Below are 14244 nucleotides of genomic sequence, written 5' to 3'. Positions count from 1 at the left end.
TGGCAAAAGTGGAGGACATACCGGTGAGCGGCGAGGACGACCGCCAGAGCCAGTTGGCTCGGGAACACAAGGAGCGGCAGGAGCAGCGCGCGGCGGCGGACAGCGCCAAGGGGAAGCGGAACGTCTTCATCGGCGCGGGCTTGGCCGTGGTCGTGGTGGCGGGCGGCATCTTCGCCGCGACCACGCTGGTCAACAAGGATGACGCGGGCAAGAAGGTCTCGGCCGAGAGCACACCGTCGGCCTCCACGCCGCCCAGCGCCGCACCCTCGCCGACGCCGTCGCTGTCCTCGATACCGAAGAAGACCGGCAAGATATCCTGCACCTACAAGCGGGACACCTCGGACGTACCGATGAAGTACGTGGGCCTGCCGGGCAGCCACCCGAACATGAAGCTGAAGACGATGACCGTCTTCACCAACCACGGCAAGATCGTCATCGACGTCGACCCGGCCGCCACCCCCTGCTCGGTCAACTCGATGGACTTCCTGGCCAAGAAGAACTTCTACAACAACACCAAGTGCCACCGCCTGGTGACGCCGGAGACGGCGGGGCTGTTCCTGCTGCAGTGCGGCGACCCCAAGGCCAAGGCCGACGGCAAGAACCCGACGGACGGCCAGGGCACGGCGGGCTACGTCTACCAGGACGAGGCCGTCGGCGCGATTCCGTACACCCGCGGCGTGGTGTTCCTCACCCAGCCGCAGGACGCGGCCGGGCAGAACAGCAGCCAGTTCGCCATCTCACTGTCGGACGAGAACTCGCAGATCGAGGGCCAGTACTCGGTGCTCGGCATGGTCCGCTCGGGCCTGGAGATCATCGAGAAGGTCGCCAAGGACGGCGTCATCGTCAACGACCAGGACATCGTCGGCGACGGCGGCTCGACCGCCCCGAAGAACCCGATCATCATCGAGAAGGTCACGCTCCGCTAGCCGGACACGAAAAGGGCGCCCCGCCTCTCCTGAACCGGAGAGGCGGGGCGCCCTCTTTCGTCGTCGGTCAGCCTTCGTTCTTGGGCTTGGCGTCGACGCCCGCCTCCTTGCGCTGGTCCACCGTGATGGGCGTGGGCGCGCCGGTGAGCGGGTCGAAGCCCGAGGCGGTCTTCGGAAAGGCGATCACGTCGCGGATCGACTCACCGCCGGACAGCAGCATGCAGATGCGGTCCCAGCCGTAGGCGATGCCTCCGTGCGGGGGCGGGCCGTACTTGAACGCCTCCAGCAGGAAGCCGAACTTGTTCTCGGCCTCCTCCTTGGAGATGCCCAGCACGTCGAAGACCCGCTGCTGCATCTCCGCCCGGTGGATACGGATGGAGCCGCCGCCGATCTCCATGCCGTTGCAGACCATGTCGTAGGCGTAGGCCAGGGCCTCGCCGGGGTGGTCCTGGAAGTTGTCCGCCCATTCGGGCTTGGGGCCGGTGAACGGGTGGTGCACGGCCGTCCAGCCGCCCTCGCCGTCCTCCTCGAACATGGGCGCGTCGACGACCCACAGGAACGACCACAGCGACTCGTCGATGAGGCCACAGCGGCGGCCGATCTCCAGCCGGGCCGCGCCGAGCAGGTCGCGCGCCGCGTTGCGCGCGCCGGCCGCGAAGAAGACCGCGTCGCCCGGCTGGGCGCCAACCTTCGCCGCGAGTCCGGAAATTTCCTCTTCTGAGAGGTTCTTCGCCACCGGGCCGCCGAGCGTGCCGTCCTCCTGGACGAGCACGTACGCCAGGCCCTTGGCGCCGCGCGAGCGCGCCCAGTCCTGCCAGCCGTCGAGCTCCTTGCGGGTCTGCGAGCCGCCGCCCGGCATGACGACCGCGCCCACGTAGTCGGCCTGGAACACGCGGAAGGAGGTGCCGGCGAAGTAGTCGGTCATCTCGACGAGCTCCTGGCCGAAGCGCAGGTCGGGCTTGTCGGAGCCGTAGCGGGCCATCGCGTCGGCGTAGGTCATGCGGGGCAGCGGCGTCGGGATCTCGTAGCCGACCGTCTCCCGCCACACGCGGCCGATGAGCTTCTCGCCGACCGCGATGACGTCTTCCTGGTCGACGAACGACATCTCGACATCGATCTGGGTGAACTCCGGCTGCCGGTCGGCCCGCAGGTCCTCGTCGCGGTAGCACTTGGCGAGTTGGTAGTAGCGCTCGAGCCCGCCCACCTGGAGCAGCTGCTTGAACAGCTGCGGCGACTGCGGCAGCGCGTACCAGTTGCCCGGCTGGAGCCGGACCGGCACCAGGAAGTCGCGCGCGCCCTCAGGCGTGGACCTGGTCAGCGTCGGCGTCTCGACGTAGACGAAGCCGAGCTCGTGCATGACCTCGTTGGCCAGGTAGGTGGCCTTCGAGCGAACCCGCAGGGCATTGGCCACCTGCGGGCGGCGAATGTCGAGATAGCGGTATTTTAGGCGGGCCTCCTCGGAGACGCCCGCGCTGCCCTCGATCGGGAAGGGCAGCGGCGCGGACTCGCTGAGCACCTCGACCCGCTCGGCGACGACCTCGATCGCGCCGGTGGGCAGCTCGGGGTTCTCGTTGCCCTCCGGCCTGACCCGGACCTGGCCGACCACCTGCACGCAGTATTCGGCGCGCAGGTCGTGGGCGTGGTCCTCCTCGCGGAAGACCACCTGCGCCGAGCCGGAGGCATCGCGCAGGTCGATGAAGACCACACCGCCGTGATCACGGCGCCTGGCCACCCATCCTGCCAGCGTCACCTGCTGCCCGGCGTGCTCCTCTCGGAGCGACCCGGCGGTATGCGTGCGCATCACTGCACTTTCCCCTTCAAGACATCGACGACCTGGGCCAGCGGCACCTCGGTCTGCTCAGCGGTGGTCAGGTCCTTCAGTTGTACGGCCTGCGCGGCCAGGTCACGCTCGCCCAGGATCAGCGCGAACCGGGCACCCGAGCGATCGGCGCCCTTCATCGCGCCCTTGAGCCCCTTGCCGCCGTAAGCAAGGTCGGCGCTGACGCCCGCCTGGCGCAGCTCGGTCACGAGCAGGAACATCCGGCGGCGGGCTTCGTCACCCAGCGGGACACCGTACACCTGGACGCGTCCCGGTGCGCTCTCGCCGATCAACCCCTCGGCCTCCATGGCGAGGAACGTGCGATCGACGCCCAGCGCCCAGCCGACGCTGGGCAGGGGCGGCCCGCCGAGCATCTCGCTCAGCCCGTCGTAGCGTCCGCCGCCGCCGACCGCGGACTGCGAGCCGAGCCCGTCGTGCACGAACTCGAACGTGGTGCGCGTGTAGTAGTCGAGCCCGCGCACCAGCCGCGGATCGTCCTCGTAGGCCACGCCGGCGGCGCTCAGCAGCCCGCGGACCTCCTCGTGGTAGGACTTGCAGGCGGCGCACAGGTGGTCGACGACCAGGGGCGCGCCGGTCAGCTGCGCCTGCACCTCGGGCCGCTTGTCGTCGAGCACCCGCAACGGATTGATCTCGATCCGGGCCCTGGTGTCCGCGTCGAGGTCGAGCCCGCGCAGGAACTCCTGCAGCGCGGCCCGGTAGGCCGGCCGGCAGGTCTTGTCACCCAGCGAGTTGATCAGCAGCCGGACGCCCGTCAGGCCGAGCGCGGCGAAGCCCTGGGCGCCCAGCACGATGATCTCGGCGTCGAGCGCGGGATCCTCGGAGCCGAGCGCCTCGGCGCCGACCTGCCAGAAGTGCCGGTAGCGGCCCTTCTGGGAGCGTTCGTAGCGGAACTGACTGCCGGAGTACCACAGCTTGACCGGGAGCTGGCCGTTGTGCAGGCCGTGCTGCAGGACGGCGCGTACGACCGACGCCGTGCCCTCGGGCCGCAGCGTCAGGGAGCGGCCCCCTTTGTCGGGAAAGGTGTACATCTCCTTGGACACGATGTCGGTCGACTCACCCACGCCCCTGGCGAACAGCTGGGTGTCCTCGAACACCGGCGTCTCGATGTAGCCGTAGCCGGCCAGCCGCGCGGGCGCGACGAGTGCCTCGCGCACGGCGAGGACCTGCTCGGAGCGGGGCGGCAGCCAGTCGAAGGTGCCCTTTGGCGCTTGGAAACTCATGAGATCCCTGTTAGATGCCTCGTGTGGGACCGGCGTGCGGCGCGGCTTCCTTCAGATATGGATTGGTGGCGCGCTCGTGGCCGATCGTGGTCTGTGGTCCGTGGCCCGGCAGGACGACCGTATCGTCAGGCAGCGGCAGGCACTTGCCGGCCAGGCTGCGCAGGATCGTCGGGTAGTCGCCGCCCGGCAGGTCGGTGCGGCCGATGGAGCCGGCGAACAGCAGGTCACCCGAGAACAGGATGTCGTCATCGGGCAGCCGGAAGCTCACCGACCCCCTGGTATGGCCGGGGGTGTGGTCGACCACGAGCTCCAGCCCGGCCAGCGGCAGCACGGCGCCGTCGGACAGCTCCCGCACGTCGTCGGGCTCGCTCAGCGTGATGCCACCGAACATCGCCGAGCTCGACGGCGACCAGCCCGCGGCCGGATCGCTCAGCAGGTGGCGATCGTCGGGATGGATCCAGGCGGGCACGTCGCGCGCGCCGCAGACCGGGGCCACCGACCAGACGTGGTCGAGGTGTCCGTGGGTGAGCAGCACCGCCACCGGCTTGAGCCGGTGTTCTCTCAGCAGTTCCTCGACCCCGTCGACCGCGTCCTGACCTGGATCGACGATCACGCACTCCTCGCCCGCTGCGGGCGCGACGACGTAACAATTGGTCTGGAAGGCCCCTGCGGGGAAGCCTGCGATGAGCATCTGCCTCAGCTGATCTCGTCAAAAAGCCAATGGGAATGTAACCGAAGGGTACCGGTGCGGGTCGCCGGGCTGCGAATCATTACCCGTTGGCCGATACGATTCGCCCACCTCAGTTGATTGACTATGGGAGGCAAAGCGGTGGCCACGGGGAAGGACCGGCAGAAACAGCTGGCACGCGAGCACCACGAGCGGCAGCTGGCACGCCGTCTCGAACGCGAGCAGCGCGCCAAGCGCACGGCGATCATCGGCTCCACGGTAGGCGTGGTCGTCGTGGTGGGGGGCATCGTGGCGGCGGTCGCGTTGCTGGGCGGCGGCGATGACTCGAAGACCGACGCCGCCGCGACGGCGCAGCCTTCGACCTCCGCCCAGGACACGGCGGCGCCCACGGCCTCGGCTTCGGCCGCCGCCGGGCCCAAGCCGTTCGACGCCAAGACCGGCACCTGCGACTACGTCGCCGAAAAGGGCGGCGGCGTGGTCAAGGACGTCGGGCTGCCGCCGAAGAAGGTGAAACTCAAGCCGGCGACCAAGACGATGACGCTCAACACCAACCTGGGCGACATCGAGGTGCAGCTCGACAACGCCAAGGCGCCGTGCACGGTCAACTCGCTGGCCTACCTGGCGGAGAAGAAGTTCTACGACGGCAGCAAGTGCCACCGGCTCGGCAGCGCCCAGTTCCCGATGCTGCAGTGCGGAGACCCGCAGGCCAAGGCCGACGGCAAGGGCGAGTCGGACGGCGCGGGCGGCCCCGGCTACGTCATGGCCGAGGAGAACCTCAAGGGCGCCACCTACAAGCGCGGCGTGATGGCGATGGCCAAGACGCAGGCGCCGGGCAGCACCGGAAGCCAGTTCTTCCTGGTCTTCGGCGACCTCGGACTCACCCCGGATTACACACCGGTGGGTACCATCACCAAGGGTCTGGACATCCTAGACAAGGTGAACAAAGCAGGTGTCATCACTCCCATGCAGGATGGTACGGGCGCACCTAAGGAAACCGTCGAAATCAAAAGCGTGACATTCTCTGGCAAGAGCTGACGTAATACAAACTAGGGACAGTAGTCCCGAAGGGTCTGATGGATAGTGCGGGAGGACACGGTGAGCACCGACCCGTGGGGCCGGGTAGACGACGACGGCACCGTCTACGTGCGTACGGCTGAGGGAGAGCGAGCCGTCGGGTCCTGGCAGGCCGGTGAACCGGACGAGGCGCTGGCCTACTTCCATCGCAAGTACGACGAGCTGGCCGGCCAGGTCACGCTGCTGGAGCAGCGGCTGAAAGGCACCGACCTGGCCCCGGCGCAGGCCGAGGCCAGCATCGTCAAGCTCCGCGAAGCGGTCGCCGACGCGCACGCCATCGGCGACCTCGCCGCGCTGACGGCCCGTCTCGACGGCCTGACGGAGGCGGTCGCGCAGCGGCGCGAGGAGGTCAAGGCCGCGCGCGAGCACGCGCGCGCCGAGGCCAGGACGGTCAAGGAACGCATCGTCGACGAGGCCGAGCGCATCGCCGACGAGACCACCCACTGGAAGTCGGGCGGTGAGCGGCTGCGCCAGCTGGTCGAGGAGTGGAAGGCGGCCGACCGCATCGACCGCGTCACCGAGGCGGCGCTGTGGAAGCGGCTGTCGGCCGCCCGCACCGCCTTCGCCAAGCGGCGCAAGCAGTACTTCGCGGGGCTCGACGAGCAGCGTGAGGGCGTACGCGCGGAGAAGGAGCGCATCGTCGCCGAGGCGGAGGCGATCGCCGACTCGACCGACTGGGGCACGACGGCGGCCGTCTACCGCGACCTGATGCAGCGCTGGAAGAGCGCGGGCCGGGCGTCGCGGGAGGCCGAGGACGAGCTGTGGGCGCGCTTCAAGGGCGCCCAGGACCTGTTCTTCCAGGCCCGCTCGGCGGTGTTCGCCGAGCGCGACGCGTCCCTGGCGGCCAACGCCGAGCTCAAGGAGGTGCTGCTGACGGAGGCCGAGAAGATCCTTCCGGTCACCGACGTCCGCACGGCCAGGGCGGCGCTGCGCCACATCCTGGAGCGCTGGGAGGCGGCCGGTCCGGTGCCGCGCGAGCAGCGCGACCGCCTCGAAGGCGGCCTGCGCAAGGTGGACGACGCCGTGCGCAAGGCCGAGGACGCCGAGTGGAAGCGGTCCAACCCCGAGGCCAGGGCCCGCGCCCAGAGCACGGTCGACCAGCTGCGCACCTCGATCGAGCAGCTGGAGAAGCGTCTGGCCAAGGCTCAGGCGGCCGGACGCGCCAAGGACGTGAAGGAGGCCGAGGAGGCCATCACGGCCCGCCGCTCGTGGCTGGAGGAGGCCGAGCGGACGCTGGCCGAGTTCAGCTGAGGTTCGCGAAGATCCACTGAGGGCCGATCCACTGAGGTTCGCGCCATTCCGCAGGCGAAGGGGGTCGCCTGCGTACCCGGCGCCCGGCATGTCCTGCGTTGGGGCTGTCCGGCGTCGGGGATGCCCCGTGTTCGGGGTGCCCGGCCGGCTCGGGGAGTTCTAAGGTGTTGGGCATGGAACCTGTGCCCGCCGCGCGCGCCCTGGTCGCCGAGCTGTTCCCGGACGCGCTCTACGCCTTCCTGGGCGGCAGCGCGCTGACCGGCCACCGCACGAGCCGGTCCGATCTCGACGTGGTCGTGGTGCTGGACGGCCTGGCCGTGCCCTACCGCGAGTCGCTGCGGTGGCATGACTGGCCGGTCGACCTGCTGGTGCACACCGAGCTGAGCCTGACCGGCTGGGCCGACCGCGATCTGGCCGCCCGCTGGCCGACCCTGCCGCGCCTGTGCGCCGAGGGCGTGGTGCTCACCGACCGGGCGGGCCGCGCCGCCGAGGTCCAGGCGGTCATGCGCGAACGCCTCTCCGCCGGTCCCGGCCCCGCCGCGCCCCGGATGCTGGACCGGGCCCGCTACGTCCTGTCGGACCTGCTCGACGACCTGGCGGGCGCGACGGACCCGGGCGAGCTGGCGTTCATCCGCTGGCAGGTCGTCGAGGAGTCGGCCCGGCTGGCGCTGACGTCCGCGGGCCGCTGGCACGGCTCGGGCAAATGGCTGCTGCGCGAGCTGCGCGCGTACGACGCCGCGCTCGCCGACGAACTGCTGTCCGCCCACGACGATCCGGTACGCCTGGCCGCCACGGCAGGAAGCGTGCTGGAGCGGGCCGGAGGGCGCCTGTGGGAGGGCTACCGGGCCGATGGGGACCCGTTCCACCAGCGGCTGCGCCACATCGCCTCAGGCGATCTGACGTCCGAGACCGCCCAGAGCTCCGGCATGCACCGCCTGGCCGCCGTCAGCGGGCGTACGGCCGGGTCCGGCAAGCTGTGGATGGGCCAGACCCACGTCGCCCCGTCGACGCGCTCGGCCGATCACCACCACGGGGAGTCGGAGACGGCCATCTACGTGGTCAGCGGCACACCGTCGTTCGTGTTCCTCGACCCCCAGGACGCACGCGAGACGCGGCTGGAGACGAAACCCGGTGACTATATCTTCGTCCCGCCCTATGTCCCGCACCGCGAAGAAAATCCCGATCCGGAGCAGGAGGCCGTGGTCGTCATCGCCCGCAGCACGCAGGACGCGATCGTGGTCAACCTGCCCGATCTGTCCACCCACCTGAGCCGCCGGCCCGGCACCTGATCTCCCGGTCCGGCTACGTGCTCGCGCCGCTGACCCGGTAGACGTCGAAAACGCCCTGGATGTTGCGGACGGCCTTCAGCACATGACCGAGATGCTTGGGATCGCCCATCTCGAAGGTGAACTTGCTGACCGCCACCCGGTCCCGCGACGTGGTCACCGAGGCGCTGAGGATGTTGACGTGCTGGTCGGACAGGGTCCGGGTGACATCGGACAGCAGGCGGGGCCGATCGAGGGCCTCGACCTGGATGGCCACCAGGAAGACCGAGTCGTCGCCCGGCGACCAGCTCACCTCCACCAGGCGGTCGGGCTGCGACTTGAGCTGCATGATGTTGGTGCAGTCGGCGCGGTGCACGGACACGCCGTGCCCCCGGGTGACGAAGCCGACGATCTCGTCGCCGGGCACCGGGGTGCAGCACTTCGACAGGCGTACCCAGACATCGGAGTCGCCCGCGACGACCACGCCCGCGCCGCCGCCCCGGGGACGGCCGCGCAGGCGCGTCGGGAGCGAGGTCTCGGCGATGTCCTCCTCGGCGCTGTCGACGCCGCCGATGGAGGCCACGAGCTTCTGCACGACCGTCTGCGCGGCGACGTGCCCCTCCCCCACGGCCGCGTAGAGCGCGGACACGTCGGGATAGCGCAGGTCGCGGGCCAGGGCCAGCAGCGACTCGCCGGACATCAGGCGTTGCAGCGGCAGCCCCTGCTTGCGCATGGCCCGGCCGATGGCCTCCTTGCCCGCCTCGATCGCGGTCTCGCGGCGCTCCTTGGAGAACCACTGGCGGATCTTGTTGCGGGCGCGGCCGGACTTGACGAACTTGAGCCAGTCGCGTGACGGACCGGCGTCGGGCGACTTCGAGGTGAAGATCTCGACCGTGTCGCCGTTGCCCAGCCGCGATTCCAGCGGCACCAGGCGGCCGTTCACGCGGGCGCCGATGCAGCGGTGACCGACCTCGGTGTGGACCGCGTAGGCGAAGTCGACCGGGGTCGCCCCCTCCGGCAGCGCCACCACCTGGCCGCGCGGGGTGAAGACGTAGACCTCGGAGACCGACAGGTCGAAGCGGAGCGACTCCAGGAACTCGCCCGGGTCGGAGGTCTCCTTCTGCCAGTCGAGGAGCTGGCGCAGCCAGGCCATGTCGCTGCCCGGCTTGACCTTGCCGGCGGGGCCCGGGGCGCCGACCTCCTCTTTGTACTTCCAGTGGGCGGCCACGCCGTATTCGGCCCTGTGGTGCATGGCGTGCGTGCGGATCTGCAGCTCGACGGGCTTGCCCTCGGGACCGATCACCGTGGTGTGCAGCGATTGGTACATGTTGAACTTGGGCATCGCGATGTAGTCCTTGAACCGGCCGGGGACCGGGTTCCAGCGCGCGTGGATCGTCCCGAGGGCCGCGTAGCAGTCGCGCACGCTGTCGACGAGGACTCTGATGCCCACCAGGTCGTAGATGTCGTCGAAGGCCACGTCCCTGGCGATCATCTTCTGGTAGACCGAGTAGTAGTGCTTGGGCCGGCCCTTGACCAGCGCGCGGATCTTGGCGTCGCGCAGGTCGCCGGAGACCTTCTCGATGACCTCCTGCAGGAACAGGTCCCTGCGCGGGGCCCGCTCCGACACCATGCGCGCGATCTCGTCGTAGCGCTTGGGGTAGAGCATGGCGAAGGCGAGGTCCTCGAGCTCCCACTTGATGGTGTTCATGCCCAGGCGGTGGGCCAGCGGGGCGAAGATCTCCAGGGTCTCGCGGGACTTCTGGTGGCGCTTGTGCTCGGGCAGGTAGCGCATCGTGCGCATGTTGTGCAGCCGGTCGGCCAGCTTGATGATCAGCACCCGGATGTCGCGCGACATCGCCACGACCATCTTGCGCACCGTCTCGGCCTGCGCGGCGTCGCCGAACTTGACCTTGTCGAGCTTGGTGACCCCGTCGACCAGCGAGGCGATCGTCTCGCCGAAGTCGCCGCGCAGCTCGTCGAGGCCGTAGGCGGTGTCCTCAACAGTGTCGTGCAGCAGGGCCGCGCAGAGCGTCTCGTCGTCGGTACCCAGCTCGGCCAGGATGGTGGCCACGGCCAGCGGGTGGGTGATGTACGGGTCGCCGCTCTTCCGCTTCTGGTCGCGGTGGTGGTAGGCGGCGACGTCGTAGGCGTGCTCGATCAGGCGCAGGTCGGCCTTGGGGTGGGTGGCGCGAACCGTCCTGAACAGCGGCTCCAGCACCGGATTCATGGCCCCACCCCCAAATCGCCGTCGACGCACCGCCGGGACACCGGGCGCCGTCTCGGCACTCCCAGCGTCGGTTACGTCGGGCACGACCACATCACGGGGCACACAGACTCCTTACTATCGAGTCCAGGCCCCCCAGTGTATCCAGGTGACAAACCTGGCCTCTCTCGGGGCGGGCTCAGACGATCACAAGGGAGCGCAAATCCACTCCCGCGAGACGCTCGCGTCCCTTGAGAAAGGCCAGCTCCATCAGTACGGCGACGCCGACGACCTCGGCACCGGCCCTGCGCACCAGTTGTACGGTGGCCTCCGCCGTGCCGCCGGTGGCGAGCACGTCATCGACGATGAGCACCCGGTCGCCTTCGGCGAAGGCGTCGCGGTGCACCTCGATGGTCGCGGATCCGTACTCGAGATCGTAGGACTCCTCCAGGGTTTCGGAGGGGAGTTTGCCCTTTTTTCTGATGGGCACGAATCCAGCCCCCGCCCGGTAGGCCACCGGAGCGGCCAGAATGAAGCCCCGCGCCTCGATCCCGACGATCTTGTCCACGTCGAACGCGCCGGCCAGTTCGTCGACCACGGCCGTGAACGCCACCGGGTCGGCCAGTAGCGGGGTGATGTCCTTGAACATGACTCCCGCCTGGGGGTAGTCGGGAACGTCCCTGATCCGGTCGCAGATCAACGAGCTCAGGTCGCTCATGACGGCACTCCTTCGGTTGACCGCCTGGCGGTCCTCTCCCACGACTGACGGCCTCCATGATGGCCCATCCGGCGGACCACCGGCGCCTGCCGGGGGGTGGTAAGTGGCATTCACCCGGTTATGTCCGGCCCTGTGAGGGCCCTCAGGGCTTCTACAAGCCGACGCCCCCGCCCATCTGGGCGGAGGCGTCGTTCACGCGTGTGCGGGCCCGTGTGGGCCGAGCCGGGCTAGCCCTTGGCCGTCGCCGCGCTCTTGGCGCCCTTGCCACCCTTGGTGCCGGTGGAGGCGAGCCGCCTGGCGATGGCCTGGTATTTCGGCTCCCGCTCCTTCAGCGTCACCAGCAGCGGCGTGGCCACGCACAGCGAGGAGTAGGTGCCGACGATCATGCCGACGAACAGGGCCAGCGACAGGTCCTTCAGCGTGCCCGCGCCGAGCAGCGTGGTGCCGATGAACAGGATCGCCGCCACCGGCAGGATCGCGACCAGCGAGGTGTTCAGTGATCGGATCAGCGTGTGGTTGAGGGCGTTGTTGGCCGCCATCGAGTAGGTCTGCTTCGACGTGGTGCCCAGCTTGGCCGTGACTTCCTTGATCATGTCGAACACCACGACCGCGTCGTAGAGCGAATAACCAAGGATGGTCAGGAAGCCGAGCAGCGTCGCGGGCGTGACCTCGAAGCCCGACCAGGCGTAGACGCCCGCCGTGATGACGAGGTCGTGGATGAGCGCGACGATGGCGGCCAGCGCCATCTTCGGCTCGAACGCCATGGACAGGTAGAGAATGATCGCCAGCATGAAGACGCCCAGGCCGATCCACGCCTTCTTGGAGACCTCACCGCCCCAGGACGCGCCGATCGACTGGATGTCGACGTCCTTGACCGGGACGCTGAAGTCCTTCGCGATGCCGTTCTGGACCTTGGTCACCGCCGCCGTGTCAAGGGTCTCAGTGGTGACCCGCCAGCGGTCGCCGGCCGTCTGCACGATCGGCTGGTGCACGCCCTCGTCGAGGAAGGAGGAGCGGACCTGCTGGATGGTGGCGGTCTGCGCCTTGAAGGAGAAGACCGACCCGCCCTTGAACTCCACGCCCAGGTTGAGCCCGTTGATGAGCAGCCCGGCGAGGGAGACGATCAGCAGGAAGCCGGAAAGGCTGTACCAGAGCTTCCAGCGGCCGACGAAGTCAACGTCGATCTCGCCGCGGTAGAGGCGACGCCCCAGTCCCATCTCAGGCCTCCTGCGGGGTGGTCGTACGGCCGGTGGTGCCAAGGTCCTGGCTCATACGCTCGGAGTCGAGGCCGGACAGCGGGTGACCCTTGGCGAAGAACTTGAGCTTGGCCAGCACCGCGATGAGCGGCTTGGTGAACAGGAACACGACCACGATGTCGATCAGCGTGGTCAGGCCCATCGCGAACGCGAACCCGGCCACACCGCCCACGGCCAGCAGATAGAGCACGATCGCGGCGATGAACATGACGGCGTCGGCGATCAGGATCGTGCGCCGCGCACGCACCCAGGCCACCTCGACGGCCGCGCGCAGCGTCCGCCGCCCTTCCTTCATCTCATCTCGGATGCGTTCGAAGTAGACGATGAAGGAGTCGGCGGTGATGCCGATCGAGACCACCAGGCCGATGATGTGCGGCAGCGACAGCCGGAACCCGGCGTTGTGGCCGAGCACGACCACCGCCGTGTACGTGATGATCGTGGCGACCGCGAGGCTGAGGACGGCGACGATGCCCAGGCCGCGGTAGTAGAACAGCGAGTAGAGCACCACGAGGGCGAGGCCGAAGGCGCCGGAGATCAGGCCGCCCATGAGCTGGTCCTGGCCGAGCGTCGAGGACACGGTGTCGATCGAGCTGGGGTTGAACTTCAGCGGCAGCGCGCCGTACTTGAGCTGGTCGGCCAGGTCGGTGGCGGTCTTCTGGGTGAAGCCGCCGGTGATCTCGGCGCGGCCGCCCGGGATCGGGCCGATGATGTTGGGCGCGGTGATCACGACGCCGTCGAGCACGACGGCGACCTTGTTGCGCGGCTCCTTCGAGTTGTACGCGGTCGAGGTGAGCTTGCTCCACTCACTCGCGCCGCTGCTCTTGAAGTCGAGCTGGACGAGCCACTGCGTGCTGCCCTGCTGGACGCCGGCGCTGGCCGAGGAGATGTCGGTGCCGACGACCTTGGCCACGTCGAGGACGTACTTGAGGCTGCCGTCGGACTCACACGCGGCGAACTGCTTGGCCGGGTCGTCCTGGACGCCCTTGCCGCGGTTCTTCGGGTCGCTGCAGTCGAGCTTGTTGAACTGCGCGAGCACGGCCGGGTCGATGCCCTGGGTGTCGATCCCCGCGGTGGGGTCCTGGGTGGGCGGCTGGCCGCTCGACGTCGGGGTGGGCGCCGGGGTGGCCTTGGCGTCCTTCTGGCCCTTCTTGGTGTCCTGAGCCTTCGGCGTCTCCTGGGCCTTGGGCGCCTCGGTCGCCGGAGCGCCGGCCGAGGGGGTGGCCGTCGGCGCGACGAGCGCCGAGGACAGGGCCTTGCCCGTGGGCGACGTGCTGGGCTTGGGGGCCCCAGCAGACGAGGACGGCTTGGCCGACGGCTTGGAGGTTGCCGTGCTGGACGGGGCGGCGGACGGCGAGGTGCCCGGCTTGGGGGCCTCGGTGGCGAGCTCCTGCGGAGTCTGCGTGGCCGCCATGGCGAGCACCTGGCGGAAGCGGAGCTCCGCCGTGGTGCCGACCAGCTTGATGACCTCCTCCTGACCCGCGCCCGGAACGGAGATGATGATGTTGTCGCCTGACTTGGCGACCTCCGCGTCGGACAGGCCGGTGCCGTTGACCCGGTCGCGGATGATGTTCACCGCGCGGTCCAGGATCTCCTCAGGCGGGGCGGCGCCGTTCAGGGTCACGGGAGACAGAGTCACCGTCGTGCCGCCGGCGAGGTCGAGTGCCAGCTTGGGCGTGAACGCCTTCTGCAGGAACATCGTCCCACCAAGGGCGATGATGAGCGCCAGCAGCACCAGGAGCGTTCGCCCCGGTCGGCTGTGGCGGCTGGTCGGTCGGGCCACTGGTCGTCAGTCTTTCAGATAGG

General features: G+C 69.2%; 11 protein-coding genes. 4 read left to right on the top strand and 7 right to left on the bottom strand.

All coding sequences use genetic code 11. From position 1 onward, the window contains the following. Positions 1–8: 8 nt before the first annotated feature. Positions 9–926, top strand: coding sequence for a peptidylprolyl isomerase (locus ACGFJ2_RS06100; RefSeq protein ID WP_357955544.1), 918 nt, complete (start codon positions 9–11; stop codon positions 924–926). 67 nt (positions 927–993) lie between these two features. On the opposite strand, the gene aspS is transcribed toward ACGFJ2_RS06100, so the two are convergent. The 3 genes from aspS to ACGFJ2_RS06085 are packed head-to-tail and all read right to left on the bottom strand — an operon-like array spanning position 994 to position 4677. Then, positions 994–2730 carry an aspartate--tRNA ligase gene (gene aspS / locus ACGFJ2_RS06095; protein ID WP_358187193.1) on the bottom strand — a complete coding sequence of 579 codons (1737 nt, stop codon included), beginning with the start codon at positions 2728–2730 and terminating at the stop codon, positions 994–996. After that, positions 2727–3986 (bottom strand): histidine--tRNA ligase, encoded by a 1260-nt coding sequence (gene hisS, locus ACGFJ2_RS06090; protein ID WP_393465178.1) that lies wholly within the window; start codon positions 3984–3986, stop codon positions 2727–2729. The genes aspS and hisS overlap by 4 nt, the downstream gene beginning before the upstream one ends. Positions 3987–3996: 10 nt before the next feature. After that, positions 3997–4677 carry an MBL fold metallo-hydrolase gene (locus ACGFJ2_RS06085; protein ID WP_357955550.1) on the bottom strand — a complete coding sequence of 227 codons (681 nt, stop codon included), beginning with the start codon at positions 4675–4677 and terminating at the stop codon, positions 3997–3999. A 138-nt stretch (positions 4678–4815) separates the two neighbouring features. Between ACGFJ2_RS06085 and ACGFJ2_RS06080 the strand changes: the two genes are divergently transcribed. The 3 genes from ACGFJ2_RS06080 (at position 4816) to ACGFJ2_RS06070 (ending at position 8288) form a co-directional block, all read left to right on the top strand. Continuing rightward, positions 4816–5709, top strand: coding sequence for a peptidylprolyl isomerase (locus ACGFJ2_RS06080; protein WP_357955552.1), 894 nt, complete (start codon positions 4816–4818; stop codon positions 5707–5709). Positions 5710–5769: 60 nt separating this feature from the next. Continuing rightward, on the top strand, positions 5770–6999 hold the full coding sequence (locus ACGFJ2_RS06075) for a DUF349 domain-containing protein (RefSeq protein ID WP_357955554.1): 1230 nt from the start codon (positions 5770–5772) through the stop codon (positions 6997–6999). A 173-nt stretch (positions 7000–7172) separates the two neighbouring features. Beyond that, positions 7173–8288, top strand: a complete 1116-nt coding sequence (locus tag ACGFJ2_RS06070; RefSeq protein ID WP_393465173.1) for a cupin domain-containing protein — start codon at positions 7173–7175, stop codon at positions 8286–8288. A 13-nt stretch (positions 8289–8301) separates the two neighbouring features. Here ACGFJ2_RS06070 and ACGFJ2_RS06065 read toward each other — a convergent pair whose 3' ends face one another. The 4 genes from ACGFJ2_RS06065 to secD form a co-directional block, all read right to left on the bottom strand. Further along, positions 8302–10491, bottom strand: coding sequence for a bifunctional (p)ppGpp synthetase/guanosine-3',5'-bis(diphosphate) 3'-pyrophosphohydrolase (locus ACGFJ2_RS06065; protein WP_357955558.1), 2190 nt, complete (start codon positions 10489–10491; stop codon positions 8302–8304). Positions 10492–10666: 175 nt separating this feature from the next. Further along, positions 10667–11185, bottom strand: a complete 519-nt coding sequence (locus tag ACGFJ2_RS06060; RefSeq protein ID WP_357955560.1) for an adenine phosphoribosyltransferase — start codon at positions 11183–11185, stop codon at positions 10667–10669. Positions 11186–11412: 227 nt separating this feature from the next. Beyond that, positions 11413–12402, bottom strand: coding sequence for a protein translocase subunit SecF (secF, locus tag ACGFJ2_RS06055; RefSeq protein ID WP_358187212.1), 990 nt, complete (start codon positions 12400–12402; stop codon positions 11413–11415). 1 nt (position 12403) lies between these two features. Further along, positions 12404–14221: a protein translocase subunit SecD gene (secD, locus tag ACGFJ2_RS06050; RefSeq protein WP_357955564.1), complete on the bottom strand. Its 1818-nt coding sequence runs from the start codon at positions 14219–14221 to the stop codon at positions 12404–12406. Positions 14222–14244 lie beyond the last annotated feature (23 nt).

Source organism: Nonomuraea sp. NPDC049028 (assembly GCF_043197735.1).
Taxonomy (GTDB): domain Bacteria; phylum Actinomycetota; class Actinomycetes; order Streptosporangiales; family Streptosporangiaceae; genus Nonomuraea.
Note: the sequence above shows the minus strand (reverse complement) of the source record. Positions and strands in the feature narration are given on the sequence as shown.